The organism is Vibrio sp. 10N.222.54.A3 (assembly GCF_041474095.1).
GTDB classification, from domain to species: domain Bacteria; phylum Pseudomonadota; class Gammaproteobacteria; order Enterobacterales; family Vibrionaceae; genus Vibrio; species Vibrio crassostreae_C.
This window is the reverse complement of the sequence record NZ_JBFRTN010000102.1, coordinates 1-17,189: the sequence shown is the minus strand read 5'-3', so window position 1 is coordinate 17,189 and position 17,189 is coordinate 1. Positions and strand designations below refer to the sequence as shown.

Sequence of the window (17,189 nt, the reverse complement as noted above, 5' to 3'; positions counted from 1 at the left end):
TTTACTTTAATTGGTATAATTCACTAGCTACCACCAAAAACTTAAGTACGATATGCACCTAATCCTAAATGGCGACTAATATAATGAGTAAGCGTCAGTAATTTGGGATTATTATGAGGTTCTTTTTTGCACTGGTTGTATTCTTTTGTTCATTTTCTCTATCAGCAACTTCGTGGGAAAAAGAGAGTCACCCTACTAGAAATTCACCCTCATCAATTGGAAGCTATGCCAATGGCTGTCTAGACGGCGCGCAGGCTTTGCCTATTAATGGTTTGGGGTATCAGATCATTCGCCCTCAAAGAGAGCGCTACTATGGCCATACAGAAGCTATAAAGTTTATTGAGAGGTTAGGAGTCACGACCAGCGAGAAGCTCAATACTAATTTATTGATCGGTGATATTTCTCTTCCCAGAGGAGGGCGCTTTTCTTCAGGTCATTCAAGTCATCAAACAGGGTTAGATATTGATATATGGCTAAGGTTAACCAGTAAGAGGTTGTCAGAGAACGAATTAGCTGTGCCTAAACCTGTGAGCGTTGTGGATCTTACCAACTACAAATTGCGTGAATCGAATTGGACCGATGATCATTTTCAAGTTATTCGTTATGCGGCGAAAGATGAAAAAGTGGTGCGTATTTTTGTTCATCCAGTGATCAAGCAAACCCTTTGTGAACAAGAAAACTCTGACGCTAATGATAGAGCTTGGTTAGGCAAAATAAGACCTTGGTGGGGACACCACTCCCACTTCCACGTTCGTTTAAAGTGTCCTGAAGGCAGTTCAAACTGCATAGCTCAAGCGAGCCCTCCTAAAGGTGACGGTTGTGGAGATGAACTTGCAAGTTGGGCTCCAAAGACTGTTCCAGTTCCACCTCCTAAAAAAGTAGCGAAAACTAAGAAAAAGAAAAAAGTTAAAGTGATGCCAAGTCAGTGTTTGGCCTTGATATCGAATAAGTAATCCTGTTCATCGAGGCTTTTTACAGTGGTACTGCCACTGGTTTTTTTCGACTCTAAAACTGGAGAAATATCACACTTTTGTCTAGAGTTTATAAACACGAGATTAAGAACATCGTTTGATATTAATAAAAGCAATAACGGTATCAGCAAGGGCGATGGCGAATTTGACAAGGTTTGGTCAGGGATTGAGTGTTTTGGGGTGAAAGATGCGGCTTATATGCAGTATGCGAAATCAGAGTCTGATACCCGTCGATAGATAATTCAAGGATAAGACTATGACTATGATTTGTGCGAAGGAATTTTCAGAATGGTTAAGACATAGGTTCAACGCTGAAAGCTCGGGTATTTCAATTTCAAGAGATGACATCAATCAGCTAACAGGCAGACAACGTTTAGACCCTAGTTTCGTAAATGATGTTCACTATGAATTGATGCAGTATGGAATGGCATTTGTGACCGATACCAGCAGGGAAAACTTTTATCTTGTTCCTATAGCTCAATCAATAAACTGGCGAGAACGACTCGAATATCAATTTGAAAAAGAGCTCTTCTGCAATATTTATCCAATCGGAAAATCAGGATGAAAAAAAAGGTTCAACTTATGGTTAAGTTGAACCTTTCTTCTTTTAGGTCAAGCCTTGAATGATAACAAACTTCTCAAGTAGCTCGTCATCAGTTTCAATATGGTTTGGGTCAGTGATGATGCATTTTGTAATCGGACACACTGACTGGCATGTTGGCTTTTCATAGTGACCTTTACACTCTGTACATAAATCAGGATCGATCTCGAAGATGCTGTCGCCCATAGTGATTGCACCATTTGGGCATTCAGGATCACACATATCGCAGTTTATGCACTTGTCAGTAATTAACAGAGCCATTATTTTCTTCTCAAGTAAGTCGCTTAAGTAAAAATTATTTGCCTGATGCGTTACGTGTATCTTGGCCTTCGCTCAAGTTACGCATCAGCAAGCCGTACTCTAGATCTAGATCTGCTGGTACAGGAATAAATACAAAGTGACCGTTACCTTTCGCATCGTCGACCGCTTCAGATTTGCGGTTTTCCATAACTTCTAGTTTGAAAACAACGTTACCTTTCGGTGTCATCATTTCTAAGCTGTCGCCTACTAGGAACTTGTTCTTCACTTCTACTTCCGCTAGGTCACCACGGCGCTTACCTGTGAACTCACCAACAAACTGTTGATTGTCAGAGATAGAGTAACCGTACTCGTAGTTTTGGTATGTATCGTGTGTATGGCGACGTAAGAAGCCTTCAGTGTAACCACGGTGAGCTAGGCTCTCTAGTGTACCCATTAGGCTTTCATCGAATGGTTTGCCTGCCACTGCATCGTCAATAGCTTTACGGTAAACCTGAGCAGTACGTGCACAGTAGTAGAAAGACTTAGTACGACCTTCAATCTTCAGAGAGTGAACACCCATCTTCGTTAGGCGCTCAACGTGTTGGATTGCACGAAGGTCTTTTGAGTTCATGATGTAAGTACCATGCTCATCTTCAAACGCTGCCATTTTCTCTTCTGGCTTGTGTGATTCAGAAAGCAGAACCACTTCGTCTGTTGGTTTACCAAGGCCTAGTGTGTTGTCTGGACGCTCATCTTGAACTTCAATGTCTTGCGTTTCTACTTCTTGAATAGCAACACCAGTAGGGTTTGCTTCAACGATCTGACCGTTTTCGTCTTCTTTCGCTGCTTCTGTTTTGTATTCCCAGCGGCAAGCGTTGGTGCAAGTACCTTGGTTTGGATCGCGCTTGTTCATGTAACCAGAAAGCAGACAACGGCCTGAGTAAGCCATGCAAAGAGCTCCGTGAACAAAGATCTCTAGCTCTGTTTCTGGGCAGTGTTCGCGAATCTCTTCGATCTCTTCAAGCGATAGCTCACGAGATAAGATCACACGCTCAACGCCTTGAGTTGACCAGAACTTAACGGTCGCCCAGTTTACTGCGTTTGCTTGAACAGAAAGATGGATTGGCATTTCAGGGAATGCTTCACGAACCATCATGATAAGACCAGGATCTGACATGATAAGCGCGTCAGGGCCCATGTCTACAACTGGTTTGAGGTCGCGAATGAATGTTTTTAATTTAGAGTTGTGCGGCTGAATGTTACATACAACATATAACTTTTTGCCTTGAGCATGAGCTTCATCGATACCGATTTGTAGGTTTTCGTGATTGAACTCGTTGTTACGAACACGAAGGCTGTAACGTGGCTGGCCTGCGTATACTGCATCTGCGCCGTAGGCGAATGCGTAACGCATGTTTTTGAGGCTTCCTGCCGGTGATAATAGTTCAGGTACAAATGGTTTTTGTGTAGTCATTGCTTCGTTCTCTAATCTGATCTCAAGTCAGGTTGATACCACCAAGTGATATCAAAGGGGCGCAAATTTTACGCTAAAATGAGTTTGGTTGATAGCCCTAAAGATAGCAATGACATTAACAAGACGGTCTAGAGGCAGATATAAGTGAGAACTTAGTGAGAAATAAGCTCAGATACCGTTAGCACCTGAGCCTATAGTTTGACTGATTAAGCGTTAGGTTGAGTTAACCCGCCTAATGATTCAAATAGGTTTGGAAGGAAAACACTGAACTCACCACAAAGTAGAGAGAAGTCCGCATCAAAACGCGCAGCTTGATCTTCACGAGGAATATCGTCGTTTTCGTCTTTGAGCTCATCACTGAATTTTAGGCGTTTGATGCTGCCATCTTCTGCAAGAATGAATTCAATACGGTCTTGCCAGTTGATAAGAAGTTTCGTCACCATCTTATTGGCTTCGATGTGGTTTTTAATCTCATCAGCTTCTAGTTCTTGTTTCTTAACTCGAACAATACCGCCGTCTTCTTGAATAGATTTTAGTTCTGCTTCATCAAGCATAGTGATGCCTTGTGGCGTATCACCTGATTTCACCCATTCTGTAAGAGTCGTTTCGATCGCTTGCTCTGGGATAGCTGGCACTACTGGCAGGCTACCCATTGTCTTACGTAGCAATGCTAATACATCTTCTGCTTTTTTGTAGCTGCTCGCATCAACCACAATGAAACCTTCTTTTGGCATGATCAGCGCGTAAGTGAAGTTGCTGCGGCTGAATGCTCGAGGAAGTAGATCAATGATGATGTCTTCTTTTAGGCTGTCTTTCTCTTTCTTTTTCAGAGGGGTACCAGACTCTGCCTCAAGCGTTTCTACTTTTGCGTTCAATGATTCTTTGATCACAGAAGCGGGTAGCATTTTCTCTTCTTTCTTTGCACAGATAAGAATGCGGTTTTCTGATACGTGCGTCATCATATCGCCATGTCTACCCATTGCGTGTACCCAACCAAACTTCTGTTTGTCTTGGCTACCACAAGGAGTAAAGCGGAATTCTTCAAGTTGTTTCTCTAGCTGATCTGCGTTGAAATCAATATCACGGTTGAAGCGATAGACTAGGCAATTTTTAAACCACATATATTTTTCTCATACCTTTTTAGAAGTGCCTCATGATATGAGATCTAATTCGATTTGTCCTTAGCTCTGTATCAAAAGTTATAAAGTGAAACGTTTGAGACAGTTATATGAAAATTTGTTTTCAAAGGTCACAAAAGTGTCATAATTAACTCAGATAATGCAATGCGTTGATTAAATACAAAGGCTATTCAATTATGTCGAGAAGGATTCTGGTCGTTGAAGATGAAGCACCTATTCGTGAGATGCTGTGTTTTGTACTTGAACAAAAAGGCTACCAAGCAGTAGAGGCTGAAGATTACGATACAGCGGTAAACAAGCTATGTGAACCTTTCCCAGATCTAGTATTACTAGATTGGATGCTACCTGGTGGTAGCGGGATAAACTTTATCAAGCACATGAAGCGTGAAGAGTTAACTCGCAACATCCCAGTGGTGATGCTAACAGCTCGTGGTGAAGAAGAAGATAAGGTTCGCGGTTTAGAAGTTGGCGCTGACGACTACATTACCAAACCGTTTTCGCCAAAAGAGCTTGTTGCTCGCCTTAAAGCGGTGATTCGTCGTGTAACACCAACGGCATTGGAAGATGTGATTGATGTGCAAGGCCTTAAGTTAGACCCTGTATCTCACCGCGTTACCGCAAGTGAAGGTCCAGTTGATATGGGACCAACAGAATTCAAAATGCTGCATTTCTTTATGACGCACCAAGAGCGTGTATACAGCCGAGAGCAGCTGCTTAACAACGTTTGGGGTACCAATGTTTACGTTGAAGACCGAACGGTTGATGTACATATTCGACGCCTGCGTAAAGCGCTTGAGTCTGCAGGTCACGATAAGCTAATCCAAACGGTTCGTGGCGCTGGCTACCGTTTTTCTACAAAGGCTTAATGTGGCTTCGCTGCCCAGTTTACGGAGTCCTGAATGGTTGAAAAGTTAACCTGGAAAAAGCTGGCTTGGGAGCTGGCTTTTTTTTACGCACCATGGGTTTTAGTCGGATGGATATTCGGTTACCTACCTTGGTTGCTGCTGGCTGCTACGGTATTGCAGCTCGGCTGGCATCTACACAACCAAATGCGTTTGTCCGCATGGCTGTGGGATGAGAAGCGTCTAACTCCACCTTCAGGCTCTGGGAACTGGGAATCTCTGTTTAACGGTATTTATCGTATGCAGCAGAGACAGCGTCGCAAACGCAAAGAACTGACTAACCTTATCCGCCGTTTCCGTAACGGTGCAGAATCGCTTCCCGATGCCGTTGTGGTATTTCGCGGTGAAGGCAATATCGTTTGGTGTAACAAGCTAGCTCAGTATTTGCTGGGCTTTCGTTGGCCAGATGATTCAGGTCAACCGATCTCGAATTTGATTCGTACTCCAGATTTTATTAAGTACCTTAATAAGCAAGATTTCTCTGAGCCATTAGAGATGCCTTCTCCATTGAATGTGGAGCGTATGCTCGAGCTGCGTATTGTGCCGTATACCGAGGGTGAACACCTGATGGTGGTACGTGATGTGACCCAGCTTAAGCAGTTAGAAGGCATGCGCCGTAACTTCTTCGCTAACGTTTCTCATGAATTGCGTACGCCGATGACCGTCCTTCAAGGTTACCTTGAAATGACCGAAGATCCAGACATGATCGTTGGCCCAATGTGGACCAAGGCGCATGGCGTAATGACTGAGCAGCTCAATCGAATGAACAGTTTGGTTAATCAACTACTCACGCTTTCGAAAATTGAAGCGGCGCCGATGCATGAGCTCGATGAAGTGGTCAACGTTCCGGCGATGCTTGAGGTTCTTGAGAAAGAAGCGGCAAGCCTAAGTGGTGATCGAGAGCATAAGCTTGAGTTTGATATCGATAAGAGCCTACGCGTTCTTGCTGATGAAGATCAATTGAGAAGTGCTATATCGAATCTGGTTTACAACGCAGTGAAATACACACCACCGGGCGCGACGGTTAAGGTACGTTGGTACCAGACCAGTCAAGGTGCTTGTTTGGATGTATCAGACACCGGAGACGGTATCGAGCCACAACACTTACATCGACTCACAGAGCGTTTCTATCGTGTAGATAAAGCACGCTCACGCGATACTGGGGGCAGTGGCCTAGGGTTAGCGATTGTGAAACATGCGTTGAGTCACCATGATTCACATTTAGAAATTCAAAGTGAAGTGGGTGTTGGTAGCCGATTCCATTTCACGCTACCTAGCCGATTGACTGTGTCATGAGTTCTTTAATACGCAGGATGCGTTTCCCCATCAGTTCATTATTAGCATTAGCTTTGGTTACCCCTGTACATGCCGAGCAAGGTGTAGATTCTCTTCCTGATTATTCTAAGGTACCGGGTATTTCTGGCAGCTTGTTGTCTGTCGGTTCGGATACTTTAGCGGGAATGACTACATTATGGGTTGAAGAGTTTAAGTCTTACTACCCGAACGTGAATGCTCAAGTTCAGGCTTCTGGATCATCCACTGCACCTCCTGCATTAACGGAAGGGACTGCTCACCTTGGTCCTATGAGCCGTCCGATGCGCTTGCGAGAAGTAGAGGCGTTTGAAAGAGAACATGGTTATAAACCGACAGCACTGCGAGTGGCGATCGATGCGATTGGACTTTTTGTGCACAGAGATAATCCTATTGAGGGGCTCAATTTCCGTCAGATTGATGGCATCTTTTCCGAGACATTACGCTGTGGTGCGACGAAACCGCTGAACGATTGGCAAGATCTAGGCGTCGACCAACCTTGGGCGAAACATCGATTCCAGCTGTTTGGGCGCAATTCCGTTTCGGGAACCTATGGCTATTTCAAACAAAACGCACTATGTGGTGGTGACTTTAAGAACCGAGTCAATGAGCAGCCAGGTTCTGCATCGGTTGTACAGTCGGTCGCATCATCAATCAGCGGCATAGGTTACTCAGGTATTGGCTATCGTGTCGCTGGCGTTAAGTTAATTCCTATTGCTGAGCATGGTTCTGATTATGTAGAGCCGACTCGAGCGAATATCTTGAGCGGTGATTACCCTCTATCACGCTTTCTTTACGTATACGTGAATAAACACCCAGATAAACCGCTTTCTCCCGTTGAAAGAGAGTTCCTCACTTTTGTGTTCTCAAAGCAAGGACAAGAACTTGTAGAGAAAGATGGCTATTTAGCGATACCGTCAGAGTTTGCTGAGCAAGAGTTGGCAAAAATAGGACTCTAATTTAGGTACTATGAACGTAGAAACTTAACGTATGAACAGCTTGCTAGCCGCAGGCTGTTTTTATTTTGTCGGCGCATCATTCAAGCTTCAACGACCACCCAGCATCTTGCCAGCGTCGTTGTTCTTCTTTGAGTTCATAATCAAGCAGTTGATTTTCAGCTAACCAGTCGATGGTATCTCCTTCTAAACACCAATTCTCATCTTGCTCAATGGTTAATTTTACATTCGGTATTGGCGATTGGCTTCGCTGTCGATTGAGCAGGATTGCTATCCTCAGTATTCGAATTAACAACGCTACCTGCCCTGTATTGAATAGCGTGAGATCCGGTAAGTCACTAAGCTTAATCGCTTTTCTTTGATAGCGAACTAATGCTGAGATCAGACGCTGCTGCTCAGTATTGAAACCGGGCATAGTCGTATGTTTAAGCAGATAAGCTGAATGACGGTGATAGCCTTGGAATGCGATGCTTTGTCCCACTTCATGAAGCAATGCAGCCCATCCAATTAGATCATACAGTTCATTATTTACCGCAGTACTCACCTGAGGTTGCGCTTGTTTCAGTAATGAAAGGGTGAGTGCTTTGACTTTCTGGCCATGAACTACGTCAACATGGTATCGAGAGACAAGCGTTTCAGCGGTTCTTGTTCGAACATCAATATCTTTAAACCGATCTTCCATGTCATAAAGAACCCCTTCTCTTAAGGCACTATCGGAGAAATGCAATTCATTGATGTTGAGCATATCCATAACTGCTGAAAGAATGGTGACGCCAGCGGCAAACACCGGCTTTCTTTCATCACTTAAACCTGAAAGGTCTAATCCCTTAGATGATGGAAATTCACATAAGTGGTTCTTCAAATAGGATAGGCGTTGCGGCGTAATGAGACCATCGGTGAACCCTAAGCCAATGAGTACCTCTTTTATTGATTTAGCCGTCCCTGATGAGCCAAAGGCAACTTCCCAAGAGATTTGTTTGTATTCTTCAATTAATGGCATCAACAGGCGAGTAGCATAGACATAAGCATCGGAGAAGTGCTGTGATGTCAGCCCTCCATCGGCAAAGAAGCGCTGAGTAAAACTGACGCACCCCATCGGTAAACTGCGCATAATCAGGGGGGTAAAGCCTTGTCCGGCGACGAGTTCGGTACTCCCTCCACCGATATCAATAACCAACTTAGATTCAGAAGCGGTTTGAGTGTGTTCTACGCCGTTATAGATTATTCGAGCTTCTTCTTGACCTGAGATGATCTCTATTGGAAAAGGAAACAGTGGTTTGGCTTGCTCTAAGAAGTCTTTAGCGTTTTTGGCTTTTCTTAGGGTATGAGTCGCAACAACTCTGACATCATCAAGTTCAAAATCTGCTAGTCGCTCTGCGAACACCTTGAGGCATTCTAGACCTCGTTCGATAGCGCTTTCGGATAGGACGTTATGTTCATCCAATCCATCACCTAATCTCACTTTCTGTTTGTGCCTGCTGACTAATTGCAGGTGTTGATCGAATACTCGGGCAACCACCATATGGAAGCTGTTCGAACCCAAGTCGATAGCGGCAATACATCGAGAATGTTTGTTATCAATTAGCGGCATGATTTCTTCTCTTGTTTGTACTTCTTGCGAGCAAGTTTCTCCATACGTTTAATATAGTGGTAAGTGGAGAGTTGTGACGTCGGGTAATCAAGTGGGTTTGCTGGTGGTTGTATGTAAGGGTGGCTCATCGATTGGTTTAGTACTCGAGCTTTGTTGCTGTCATCGAAATGAAACTCGGTGATATCGATAATGGTTTGCTTGATCTTTGGATCTAAAATTGGGGCTGCAACTTCGATGCGGTGATCAAAGTTTCGTGTCATCCAGTCAGCGGAAGATATATAGACTTTCGGCTTTCCAGCGTTACCAAATATCATCACTCTAGGGTGTTCGAGGAAACGATCGACCACACTGATTATCTCAATATGGTCACTGATGTTGGGTATGCCAGGGACAAGAGAGCACATGCCGCGAATCACCATTCTCACTTTTACATTGGCTTGGCTGGCCTGATAGAGCTTTTCAATGATCTCTCGATCGACCAAGTTGTTGAGTTTTAGAGTGATGCTCGCAGGCTTACCTTCTATCGCATTTTGTATTTCATTATCTATCAATTGGTACAGACGTTTTCTTGTATTCTTCGGTGACACAATCAGTTGTTTGAACTGTGACTTTTGATAAGGATTTTCAATATACTTAAAGACTTGCCTCACCTCTTGAGTCAAATCTTCATTCGCAGTGAGCAGAGAAAAATCGGTATACACGCGCGCTGTAACTTCATGGAAGTTGCCAGTGCCAATATGGGCATAATGCTCTGTATGCTTGCCTTCTTTTCGTTTGATGAGCAGCAGCTTGGAATGGATCTTCAAACTAGGGATGCCATGAATGACTTTTACACCCGCTTCTTGAAGTTTCTTGGTCCATTGAATATTGGCTTGCTCATCAAAGCGGGCTTGCAGCTCGACAACCACAGTGACTTTTTTGCCATTGTGCGCCGCATCGATGATCGAGCTGAGGAGTTTTGAGCCTTCTGCAACACGGTAAATGTTTATTTTTATGGAGGTTACCTTGGGGTCAAAGGAAGCCTGCCTCACGAGTTCAGTGATGTGATTAAAGGTGTGATAAGGGTAATGCAACAAGATGTCACGAGCTTTGATCGCTTCGAAATAGTTAGGGTAGTGGCTGAAATGCGCGCACTTAATCGCGGGTAGTGGACGATTAACTAAATCACGTCGATTAAGGCTTGGGAACTCAGAGAAGTGTTTGAAGTTATGATAGCGACCACCCGCAATGACACTGTCATAGTCAGATAGTTTAAGTCTGACTTGTAAGAAGTTGAGCATTTCAGCGGGCATCTCTGACTCATAGATCAGACGGATCGGCAGTGCCGTTAAGCGCTGTTCTAAACCTAATGACATCGATTCTAATAGGTTATTTTCGTTGTCCTCTTGCAGATCATAATCGGCATCACGTGTCATTTTTATCGCAAAACAACGCAATGAGTCATACTCAAAGAATCCTTTAAGTAAGTCATCCAAACAAAATCGAACTATATTATCTAACAAGATCAAAGTTGTACGCTGCGAACCCGAAGGTTCCGGTAACTTAACAAATCGAGGGAGTGCCTCTGATGGGATTTCGAGTAAGACATATTGAGAAGATGCCTCACGCTCGATGTCGATGGCTAAGTAACTTTGTTCGTCTTTGAGGATATTGAGTAACTGGCTATCTTCGTTCAAGAGAAGCGGAGTTAAGTGCGGCAGTACTTTTTTCTTAAAGTACTTTTTTATCCAGCCACTCTGTTCTTCGCTGATTTGCTGTTCGTTGACCAGAAAAATACGATTACGTGCCAATTCCAATAGCAAGTCATTATACAGTTCATGGAATTGAGCATCGAGCTTGCTCGCTTTACTCTGCATTTGAGTCAGTAAGGTTTTTGGCGAGTTGGAGGTTAGCTGCGGATCTTGAAGTAAGATCTTTCGCTTCACATCAGCAAATCGGACTTTGTAAAACTCATCGAGGTTTTTCGAGTAAATACCTAAAAAACGAACTCTTTCGATTAAGGGGACTGACTTATCTGCCGCTTCTTGGAGCACTCTTTCGTTGAAGGATAACCAGCTAAGTTCTTTTGTGACATAGTCTTTTTTCATCGAGATGAGAATCCTTGAGTACTGGCTATAGAGCTGATTACTTTAAATTAGAATGGCAAAATTCACAAAATCTATGATCTTACTTTAAGAAATATGGCTAACAAACTTGTTATTAGTTTCAGTTGTTTAACGTAACTTGTAATATAATTGTCATCTAACGTACATATTATGTCAGTAGCTAAAAAAAGGTAGATAAACAGATGGCATCAGCCCAATTTTCATTGAAAGAGCGCGACAAAAAAAGATGGTTGAAAGATCGTCTCGTCCGTTTTTCGGTGACATGTGGCGCGGTCAGTGTTCTAGCTGCCCTAGTATTGATCTTTGTTTACTTGGCGATGGTCATTTTACCGGTATTTTCTGATACTGGTTTAGAGACAGACCAAGCTGTAAAGACCGTTGCCGTAGAAAAACCTATCGTCTTATCGGTTGATGAATACGGTCAGCATGCATTTACTATCGAAAAATCTGGTTTGGTACAGTTTTGGGATTTAGAGTCTCAAAATACACACTCTTACTTTGAGCGTGATGTTGTAGCCAACCCCATCGCCTTTTCTCGAAATACCCCATCTGAAAACTGGTTTGCCTTTGCCGATAGTGCAAGCAACCTTACTTTTTTCTATCCTGAGTATAGTGCGCCTGTGCTGCAAAAGGGCAGTGAAGCCGATCCTAAAATTGAGCAAATCGATCTCCCAGAACCATTTTTAAATGATGAACCCTCAAATGGGGCGACGATCGACAAATTCGCGTTCTCTAAGAATGGACGTGGGATTACGGTTGCCGCGCAGTTAAGTGACCAACGAGTCTTGGTTAAGTGGTATCAGAGTGACCTTACTGGTCAGTATGTTTTTCAGAAGAGCCAATGGCTATCGGATAAGTTGGGCTTGCAGCAGCAACTGTTTGTCACACCTGATGGGCAAACCTTATACCTACGAGCACAATCGGATTTGGTTGTTTTGAAACTATCAGATAACGGTTTTGATGTTCGTGAAGTGATTGATCTTAGCTTAAATGATGCGAAGCATTCCGTGAAAAGCATCGATTTATTGTCTGGCGCATACTCGTTGTTGGTTACGCATGAGGACGGACAGGTTTCTCAATGGTTCGATGTACTCAAAGATGAAAAGCGTAGCCTGACCCATATTCGAGACTTCCAACTTGCTGAACAAGTGCAATTTATTCTTCCTGATACTTATAGAAAGGGTTTTTATAGCTTCTATAAGAACGGCACATTACAAAGCCACTATACGACCAGTGAAAAGCTGTCGTTGTTTGAACGCGCATTTGATAAATCACCACAACTAGCCGCTATGTCTGCCAATGAACTGCATCTGGCAACGTTGATTAATGGCATCATCAGTGTGGCTAAAGTCGACAATGAATACCCACAAATCTCATTCTCCTCGCTTTGGCAAAAGGTCTGGTATGAAAGTTACCCTGAGCCGCAATACGTTTGGCAATCAACATCGGCGAATGATGACTTTGAAGAGAAATTCAGTTTAGTACCTATCACATTCGGTACTATCAAAGCCGCTCTGTTTGCGATGATGTTTGCCGTGCCGGTTGCTGTGCTCGGAGCTATTTACACCGCTTATTTTATGTCTCCACGCATGCGAAGAGTGGTGAAGCCTTCGATAGAGCTGATGGAAGCTCTTCCAACCGTGATCATCGGATTTTTGGCTGGGCTTTGGTTTGCTCCAATCGTTGAAACACATTTAACGGCTGTCTTCTCATTAATGATGCTATTACCACTGAGCACACTGTTGACTGGACTTGTTTGGTTCTGTTTACCGAAGAGGGTAACGGGTCGCTTCTCTAACGGTTGGCATGCTCTGATATTGATTCCGGTATTGGTGATTACAGTGGTTGCGGTGTTTGCTGGTGGAAACAACATTGAAGCCTTGTTATTTGGTGGTGATATTCGTACCTTCTTGGCTAGCTATGGTATCGACTTTGACCAACGCAATGCGCTAGTGGTTGGTTTTGCTATGGGCTTTGCGGTCATCCCAACGATTTTCACTATTGCTGAAGATGCTATTTTCTCTGTACCTAAACATTTGTCTGATGGGTCATTAGCGTTGGGTGCGACGGCGTGGCAGACGCTTATTTATGTGGTGCTATTGACGGCGAGTCCAGGTATCTTTTCTGCGGTTATGATGGGGCTAGGGCGAGCAGTTGGTGAAACCATGATCGTCTTGATGGCGACAGGTAACACCCCAATTCTTGACTGGAATGTTTTGGAAGGGATGAGAACTTTATCGGCAACGATTGCTGTTGAGCTGCCAGAATCAGAAGTGGGTGGTTCTCATTTCCGCTTGCTGTTCTTGGCTGCACTCTTGCTGTTTATCTTTACATTCGCGGTGAACTCAGTTGCTGAGTGGGTTAGACAAAGACTGAGAGATAAATATCGTGCGCTGTAGTTTTAAAGGTTTGCCTCAATGTGTATCAATGGCTTTTAGTAGCTTGACTAGCGTGTCTCTTGATCTTTGCAGCTCCTTGATTTCAGCACGCCAAGAGCAAGGTCGATCATGATGAATAAACTGAAGTCATTATTATCTTGGGTTAAATCGGGCTCTCCGTGGATCTGGCTTACGGGCGGGGCGGTGAGCATCAGTATGCTTTCTGTTCTTGGCCTAATGCTGCTGATTGGTTGGAAGGGCTTAACCTATTTTTGGCCCGCACCTTTGTATCAATGGCAAGTTGACTCCAAAGACTTATCGCTAGTGGTCGATCTTGACGAAACCGTATCAAAACAAGATGTATTGGTTGGTCAGTTATATGAACGAAAATACATCCCGATAGAGCAAGTTCCACAAGTCCATGACCTTTTGTCTCCTCAAAATTTGTCGACTGGGCTGATACAGCGCTTAAGCATCAAAGTTGCTAACAGAGAACTGTACCCTGCGGACTTTGTTTCTATTCTGGATGTTAACTTACGTGAACCCACTACCCCGCTTGATTGGGTTGTGATTGAACGAAGTCGAGGTGGTTATTTCTTTGGTAAGCCGGTGGGTTTTAAAACCGCTTCTGGCACTTTTGACTCGAACATAGACCAAAAGCTCGAACAAGGCTTGGCGTTCGCTGATACGTTACGTAAAGAAACGTCGCGTGTCGTGAACCAAGAAATTCGCAATATCAGCTGGCAATTGGAAAACCTGCGCTTAGAAAAGCGTAAGCTTGAACTCAATGAGTCAGTGAGCGATGAATACCTTAAAACCTATACTCAAACTAAACTGGAATTAAACCGCCAGTTAGGTGAAGCCGAAGTTAAGCTTGAGCACCTTAGAACGCAACTTAATGTCGAAAGCTTACTCGTTGAGGATATGACAGGCGAGCAGGTCGAGATTTCGCTAAGTCACATTCTGGATTATTGGTACCCAAATAATATGTCTTACCTAGAAAAGGTTGGGCACTGGGGCAAACAAGTTTGGAAGTTCTTATCAGAGAACCCACGAGACTCAAACTCTGAAGGCGGTGTGTTTCCTGCTATTTTTGGCACAGTACTGTTGGTTATTCTCATGTCGATCGTCGTGATGCCTCTTGGGGTAGTCGCTGCGATATATCTTCATGAATACGCAAAAAACAACGCACTAACACGTTTAATTCGTATCGCCGTGATTAACTTGGCGGGTGTACCGTCGATTGTGTATGGCGTTTTTGGTTTAGGCTTTTTCGTCTATACCATTGGTGGCTCGATTGATACGTTGTTCTATGCAGAGCGATTGCCAGCACCGACATTTGGTACGCCGGGTCTACTTTGGTCAGCACTAACCTTAGCGGTCTTGACGCTTCCAGTCGTTATCGTAACCACGGAAGAGGGCTTAACGCGTATTCCTAGTGCAGTGAGGCACGGTTCATTAGCGCTTGGTGCGACTCAATTTGAGACGCTTTGGCGCATTGTTTTACCGATGGCAAGCCCAGCGATTATCACTGGTTTAATTTTGGCAATCGCGAGAGCCGCGGGGGAAGTTGCACCACTTATGCTGGTGGGTGTTGTTAAATTGGCATCTAGCTTGCCAGTCGATGGTCAGTTTCCGTATTTACACTTAGATAGAAAGTTCATGCATTTAGGCTTTCATATCTATGATGTTGGTTTTCAAACCTCTAATATCGAAGCGGCACGACCTTTAGTGTATGCGACTTCATTTTTATTGGTTACGGTGATTGTTGGGTTGAACTTAACAGCCATCAATATCCGTAATAACTTGCGTGAAAAATACCGAACCTTAGGACAAGATTAGATGTTCTCGATTAATGAAACCTTGGGTTACCAAGCACCACTTGATGTTCACAATCTGAAGGATGAGCAAATTGCTATCTCGATCGAAGGGCTAAATCTTTACTATAAAGAGAGCCAAGCACTTGATGATATCTCGATGCAGATCCCGAAGGGGCAGGTGACGGCGTTTATCGGCCCTTCTGGGTGTGGTAAGTCGACTCTGCTGCGCTGCATTAATCGCATGAACGATCTTGTTGAAGGCTGTAAGGTTTCCGGGAAAGTGAAGCTTCATGGCAAGAACGTCTATCACCCTAAGGTGGATGTTGCGACCTTACGACGCCGTGTGGGTATGGTATTCCAGCGTCCAAACCCTTTTCCTAAATCTATCTATGAGAATGTGGTTTATGGCTTGAGGCTACAAGGCGTTAACAACAGCCGAGACCTTGATGATGCGGTTGAACGCTCTCTGCGCGCTGCTGCGTTATGGGATGAAGTGAAAGATCGGTTGCATGAGAATGCTTTTGGTTTATCTGGCGGTCAACAGCAGCGTTTGGTTATCGCTCGTGCGGTTGCGATTGAGCCTGAAGTGCTGTTGTTAGATGAGCCGACATCGGCACTCGATCCGATTTCTACTTTGACGATTGAAGAGTTGATCAACGATCTCAAAACGCAATACACAGTGGTGATTGTTACCCACAACATGCAACAAGCCGCGCGTGTAAGTGACCATACTGCCTTTATTCATATGGGAAAATTGATCGAGTACTCAGATACGGACTCAATTTTTACGTCTCCATTGAAAAACCAGACGGAAGACTACATTACTGGTAGATATGGCTAACCTCTCCAAAGGTGTCATCTAGAGCTAAGTCACTCTACAAAAATGGCTTTCTTCATTTCTTTCAAGGAGCAAGTATGCATTTCGGTCGCCACATTTCAGGGCAATTCAATGTCGAGTTAGAATCGATCCGTACTCATGTATTGACCATGGGCGGGTTAGTGGAGCAGCAACTCTCGTTTGCAATGCAGGCGCTTCATAAAGACGATGTTGAATTGGCCAAAAAAGTGATTCGTGATGACCACAAAGTGAATGCGATGGAAGTGTCGATTGATGAGGCTTGTACTCGAATCATTGCAAAGCGTCAGCCGACAGCGAAGGATCTGCGTTTGATTATGGCGATCATCAAAACGATTACCGATCTGGAACGTATTGGCGATGTTGCTTCTAAAATTGCGCAAGGTGCTATTGAGATCCCTTCAACCAAAGAGCAAAAATTTCATGTCTCATTAGAGCCTCTTTGTCGTCAGGCAATCACCATGCTTCACCAAGTATTAGATGCGTTTGCTCGTATGGATGTTGATGCGGCAGCTGAAGTTCACAAGCTTGATGATAAGTTGGATGCGGAGTACGAGGCCGTTATTCGTCAGTTAATGACCTATATGATGGAAGACCCTAAGAACATTCCTAATATTTTGCAGGTGATGTGGTCAGCGCGTGCGATTGAGCGAGTGGGAGACCGCTGCCAAAATATCTGCGAATACATTATTTACTTTGTGAAGGGTAAAGATGTACGTCACCTAGGCGTTCAAAGCCTTGATGACGCACTCAAATAGAGCTTATCTTTAGAAGCTAATTATTGCACCAAGATTGAAATTGACCGTTGTGTCGTAAGGCACAAAGGTTTTGTTGGTGCGCCGAGC

14 protein-coding genes are annotated in these 17,189 nt (G+C 44.0%); 9 read left to right on the top strand and 5 right to left on the bottom strand.

The genetic code is table 11. The annotated features are described in order from the left end of the window. The first annotated feature begins 113 nt into the window (after positions 1-113). Both mepA and AB4507_RS19285 read left to right on the top strand, forming a co-directional pair. Positions 114-953 carry a penicillin-insensitive murein endopeptidase gene (gene mepA / locus AB4507_RS19290; protein WP_017062537.1) on the top strand — a complete coding sequence of 280 codons (840 nt, stop codon included), beginning with the start codon at positions 114-116 and terminating at the stop codon, positions 951-953. Positions 954-1,227: 274 nt separating this feature from the next. Further along, the gene (locus tag AB4507_RS19285) at positions 1,228-1,536 is read left to right on the top strand and encodes a hypothetical protein (protein ID WP_017062536.1); all 309 of its coding nucleotides are present in this window, start codon (positions 1,228-1,230) and stop codon (positions 1,534-1,536) included. Between the two features lie 42 nt (positions 1,537-1,578). Here AB4507_RS19285 and AB4507_RS19280 read toward each other — a convergent pair whose 3' ends face one another. The 3 genes from AB4507_RS19280 to rdgC all read right to left on the bottom strand — a co-directional run bounded on the left by AB4507_RS19280 (position 1,579) and on the right by rdgC (position 4,407). Continuing rightward, positions 1,579-1,833, bottom strand: a complete 255-nt coding sequence (locus tag AB4507_RS19280; RefSeq protein ID WP_004735061.1) for a YfhL family 4Fe-4S dicluster ferredoxin — start codon at positions 1,831-1,833, stop codon at positions 1,579-1,581. 34 nt (positions 1,834-1,867) lie between these two features. Continuing rightward, a complete protein-coding gene (yegQ, locus tag AB4507_RS19275; RefSeq protein WP_372183138.1) occupies positions 1,868-3,286 on the bottom strand; it encodes a tRNA 5-hydroxyuridine modification protein YegQ in 1,419 nt (472 codons plus the stop codon). Positions 3,287-3,492: 206 nt separating this feature from the next. Continuing rightward, complete coding sequence (gene rdgC / locus AB4507_RS19270; protein ID WP_017062534.1) at positions 3,493-4,407, bottom strand: recombination-associated protein RdgC; 915 nt, start codon at positions 4,405-4,407, stop codon at positions 3,493-3,495. 194 nt (positions 4,408-4,601) lie between these two features. On the opposite strand from rdgC, the gene phoB reads away from it, so the two are divergent. From phoB to AB4507_RS19255, 3 genes are read left to right on the top strand one after another with little or no spacing between them, the layout of a single operon-like run. Then, positions 4,602-5,291 (top strand): phosphate regulon transcriptional regulator PhoB, encoded by a 690-nt coding sequence (gene phoB / locus AB4507_RS19265; protein WP_004735064.1) that lies wholly within the window; start codon positions 4,602-4,604, stop codon positions 5,289-5,291. Positions 5,292-5,324: 33 nt separating this feature from the next. Further along, positions 5,325-6,623, top strand: a complete 1,299-nt coding sequence (gene phoR / locus AB4507_RS19260; RefSeq protein ID WP_372183136.1) for a phosphate regulon sensor histidine kinase PhoR — start codon at positions 5,325-5,327, stop codon at positions 6,621-6,623. 17 nt (positions 6,624-6,640) lie between these two features. Next, positions 6,641-7,597 carry a PstS family phosphate ABC transporter substrate-binding protein gene (locus AB4507_RS19255; RefSeq protein WP_372183140.1) on the top strand — a complete coding sequence of 319 codons (957 nt, stop codon included), beginning with the start codon at positions 6,641-6,643 and terminating at the stop codon, positions 7,595-7,597. 76 nt (positions 7,598-7,673) lie between these two features. Here AB4507_RS19255 and ppx read toward each other — a convergent pair whose 3' ends face one another. Both ppx and ppk1 read right to left on the bottom strand, forming a co-directional pair. Next, the gene (gene ppx, locus AB4507_RS19250) at positions 7,674-9,185 is read right to left on the bottom strand and encodes an exopolyphosphatase (protein WP_372183134.1); all 1,512 of its coding nucleotides are present in this window, start codon (positions 9,183-9,185) and stop codon (positions 7,674-7,676) included. After that, positions 9,176-11,272 carry a polyphosphate kinase 1 gene (ppk1, locus tag AB4507_RS19245; protein WP_372183132.1) on the bottom strand — a complete coding sequence of 699 codons (2,097 nt, stop codon included), beginning with the start codon at positions 11,270-11,272 and terminating at the stop codon, positions 9,176-9,178. Before ppk1 ends, ppx begins: the two co-directional genes overlap by 10 nt. 200 nt (positions 11,273-11,472) lie before the next feature. On the opposite strand from ppk1, the gene AB4507_RS19240 reads away from it, so the two are divergent. The 4 genes from AB4507_RS19240 (at position 11,473) to phoU (ending at position 17,102) form a co-directional block, all read left to right on the top strand. Beyond that, positions 11,473-13,689, top strand: a complete 2,217-nt coding sequence (locus tag AB4507_RS19240; RefSeq protein ID WP_372183130.1) for an ABC transporter permease subunit — start codon at positions 11,473-11,475, stop codon at positions 13,687-13,689. A 111-nt stretch (positions 13,690-13,800) separates the two neighbouring features. Continuing rightward, positions 13,801-15,510, top strand: coding sequence for a phosphate ABC transporter permease PstA (pstA, locus tag AB4507_RS19235; RefSeq protein ID WP_102394416.1), 1,710 nt, complete (start codon positions 13,801-13,803; stop codon positions 15,508-15,510). Next, positions 15,511-16,329: a phosphate ABC transporter ATP-binding protein PstB gene (pstB, locus tag AB4507_RS19230; RefSeq protein ID WP_372183128.1), complete on the top strand. Its 819-nt coding sequence runs from the start codon at positions 15,511-15,513 to the stop codon at positions 16,327-16,329. It begins immediately after the preceding gene. A 74-nt stretch (positions 16,330-16,403) separates the two neighbouring features. Continuing rightward, a complete protein-coding gene (gene phoU / locus AB4507_RS19225) occupies positions 16,404-17,102 on the top strand; it encodes a phosphate signaling complex protein PhoU (RefSeq protein ID WP_372183126.1) in 699 nt (232 codons plus the stop codon). The last annotated feature ends 87 nt before the right edge of the window (positions 17,103-17,189 follow it).

Coding starts and splice junctions, on each gene's coding strand:
- AB4507_RS19280 (WP_004735061.1), bottom strand. CDS start 1,833: ATGGCTCTGTTAATTACTGACAAGTGCATAAACTGCGATATGTGTGAT.
- phoB (WP_004735064.1), top strand. CDS start 4,602: ATGTCGAGAAGGATTCTGGTCGTTGAAGATGAAGCACCTATTCGTGAG.
- phoU (WP_372183126.1), top strand. CDS start 16,404: ATGCATTTCGGTCGCCACATTTCAGGGCAATTCAATGTCGAGTTAGAA.
- AB4507_RS19285 (WP_017062536.1), top strand. CDS start 1,228: ATGACTATGATTTGTGCGAAGGAATTTTCAGAATGGTTAAGACATAGG.
- rdgC (WP_017062534.1), bottom strand. CDS start 4,407: ATGTGGTTTAAAAATTGCCTAGTCTATCGCTTCAACCGTGATATTGAT.
- phoR (WP_372183136.1), top strand. CDS start 5,325: ATGGTTGAAAAGTTAACCTGGAAAAAGCTGGCTTGGGAGCTGGCTTTT.
- pstA (WP_102394416.1), top strand. CDS start 13,801: ATGAATAAACTGAAGTCATTATTATCTTGGGTTAAATCGGGCTCTCCG.
- ppk1 (WP_372183132.1), bottom strand. CDS start 11,272: ATGAAAAAAGACTATGTCACAAAAGAACTTAGCTGGTTATCCTTCAAC.
- AB4507_RS19255 (WP_372183140.1), top strand. CDS start 6,641: ATGCGTTTCCCCATCAGTTCATTATTAGCATTAGCTTTGGTTACCCCT.
- ppx (WP_372183134.1), bottom strand. CDS start 9,185: ATGCCGCTAATTGATAACAAACATTCTCGATGTATTGCCGCTATCGAC.
- AB4507_RS19240 (WP_372183130.1), top strand. CDS start 11,473: ATGGCATCAGCCCAATTTTCATTGAAAGAGCGCGACAAAAAAAGATGG.
- yegQ (WP_372183138.1), bottom strand. CDS start 3,286: ATGACTACACAAAAACCATTTGTACCTGAACTATTATCACCGGCAGGA.
- mepA (WP_017062537.1), top strand. CDS start 114: ATGAGGTTCTTTTTTGCACTGGTTGTATTCTTTTGTTCATTTTCTCTA.
- pstB (WP_372183128.1), top strand. CDS start 15,511: ATGTTCTCGATTAATGAAACCTTGGGTTACCAAGCACCACTTGATGTT.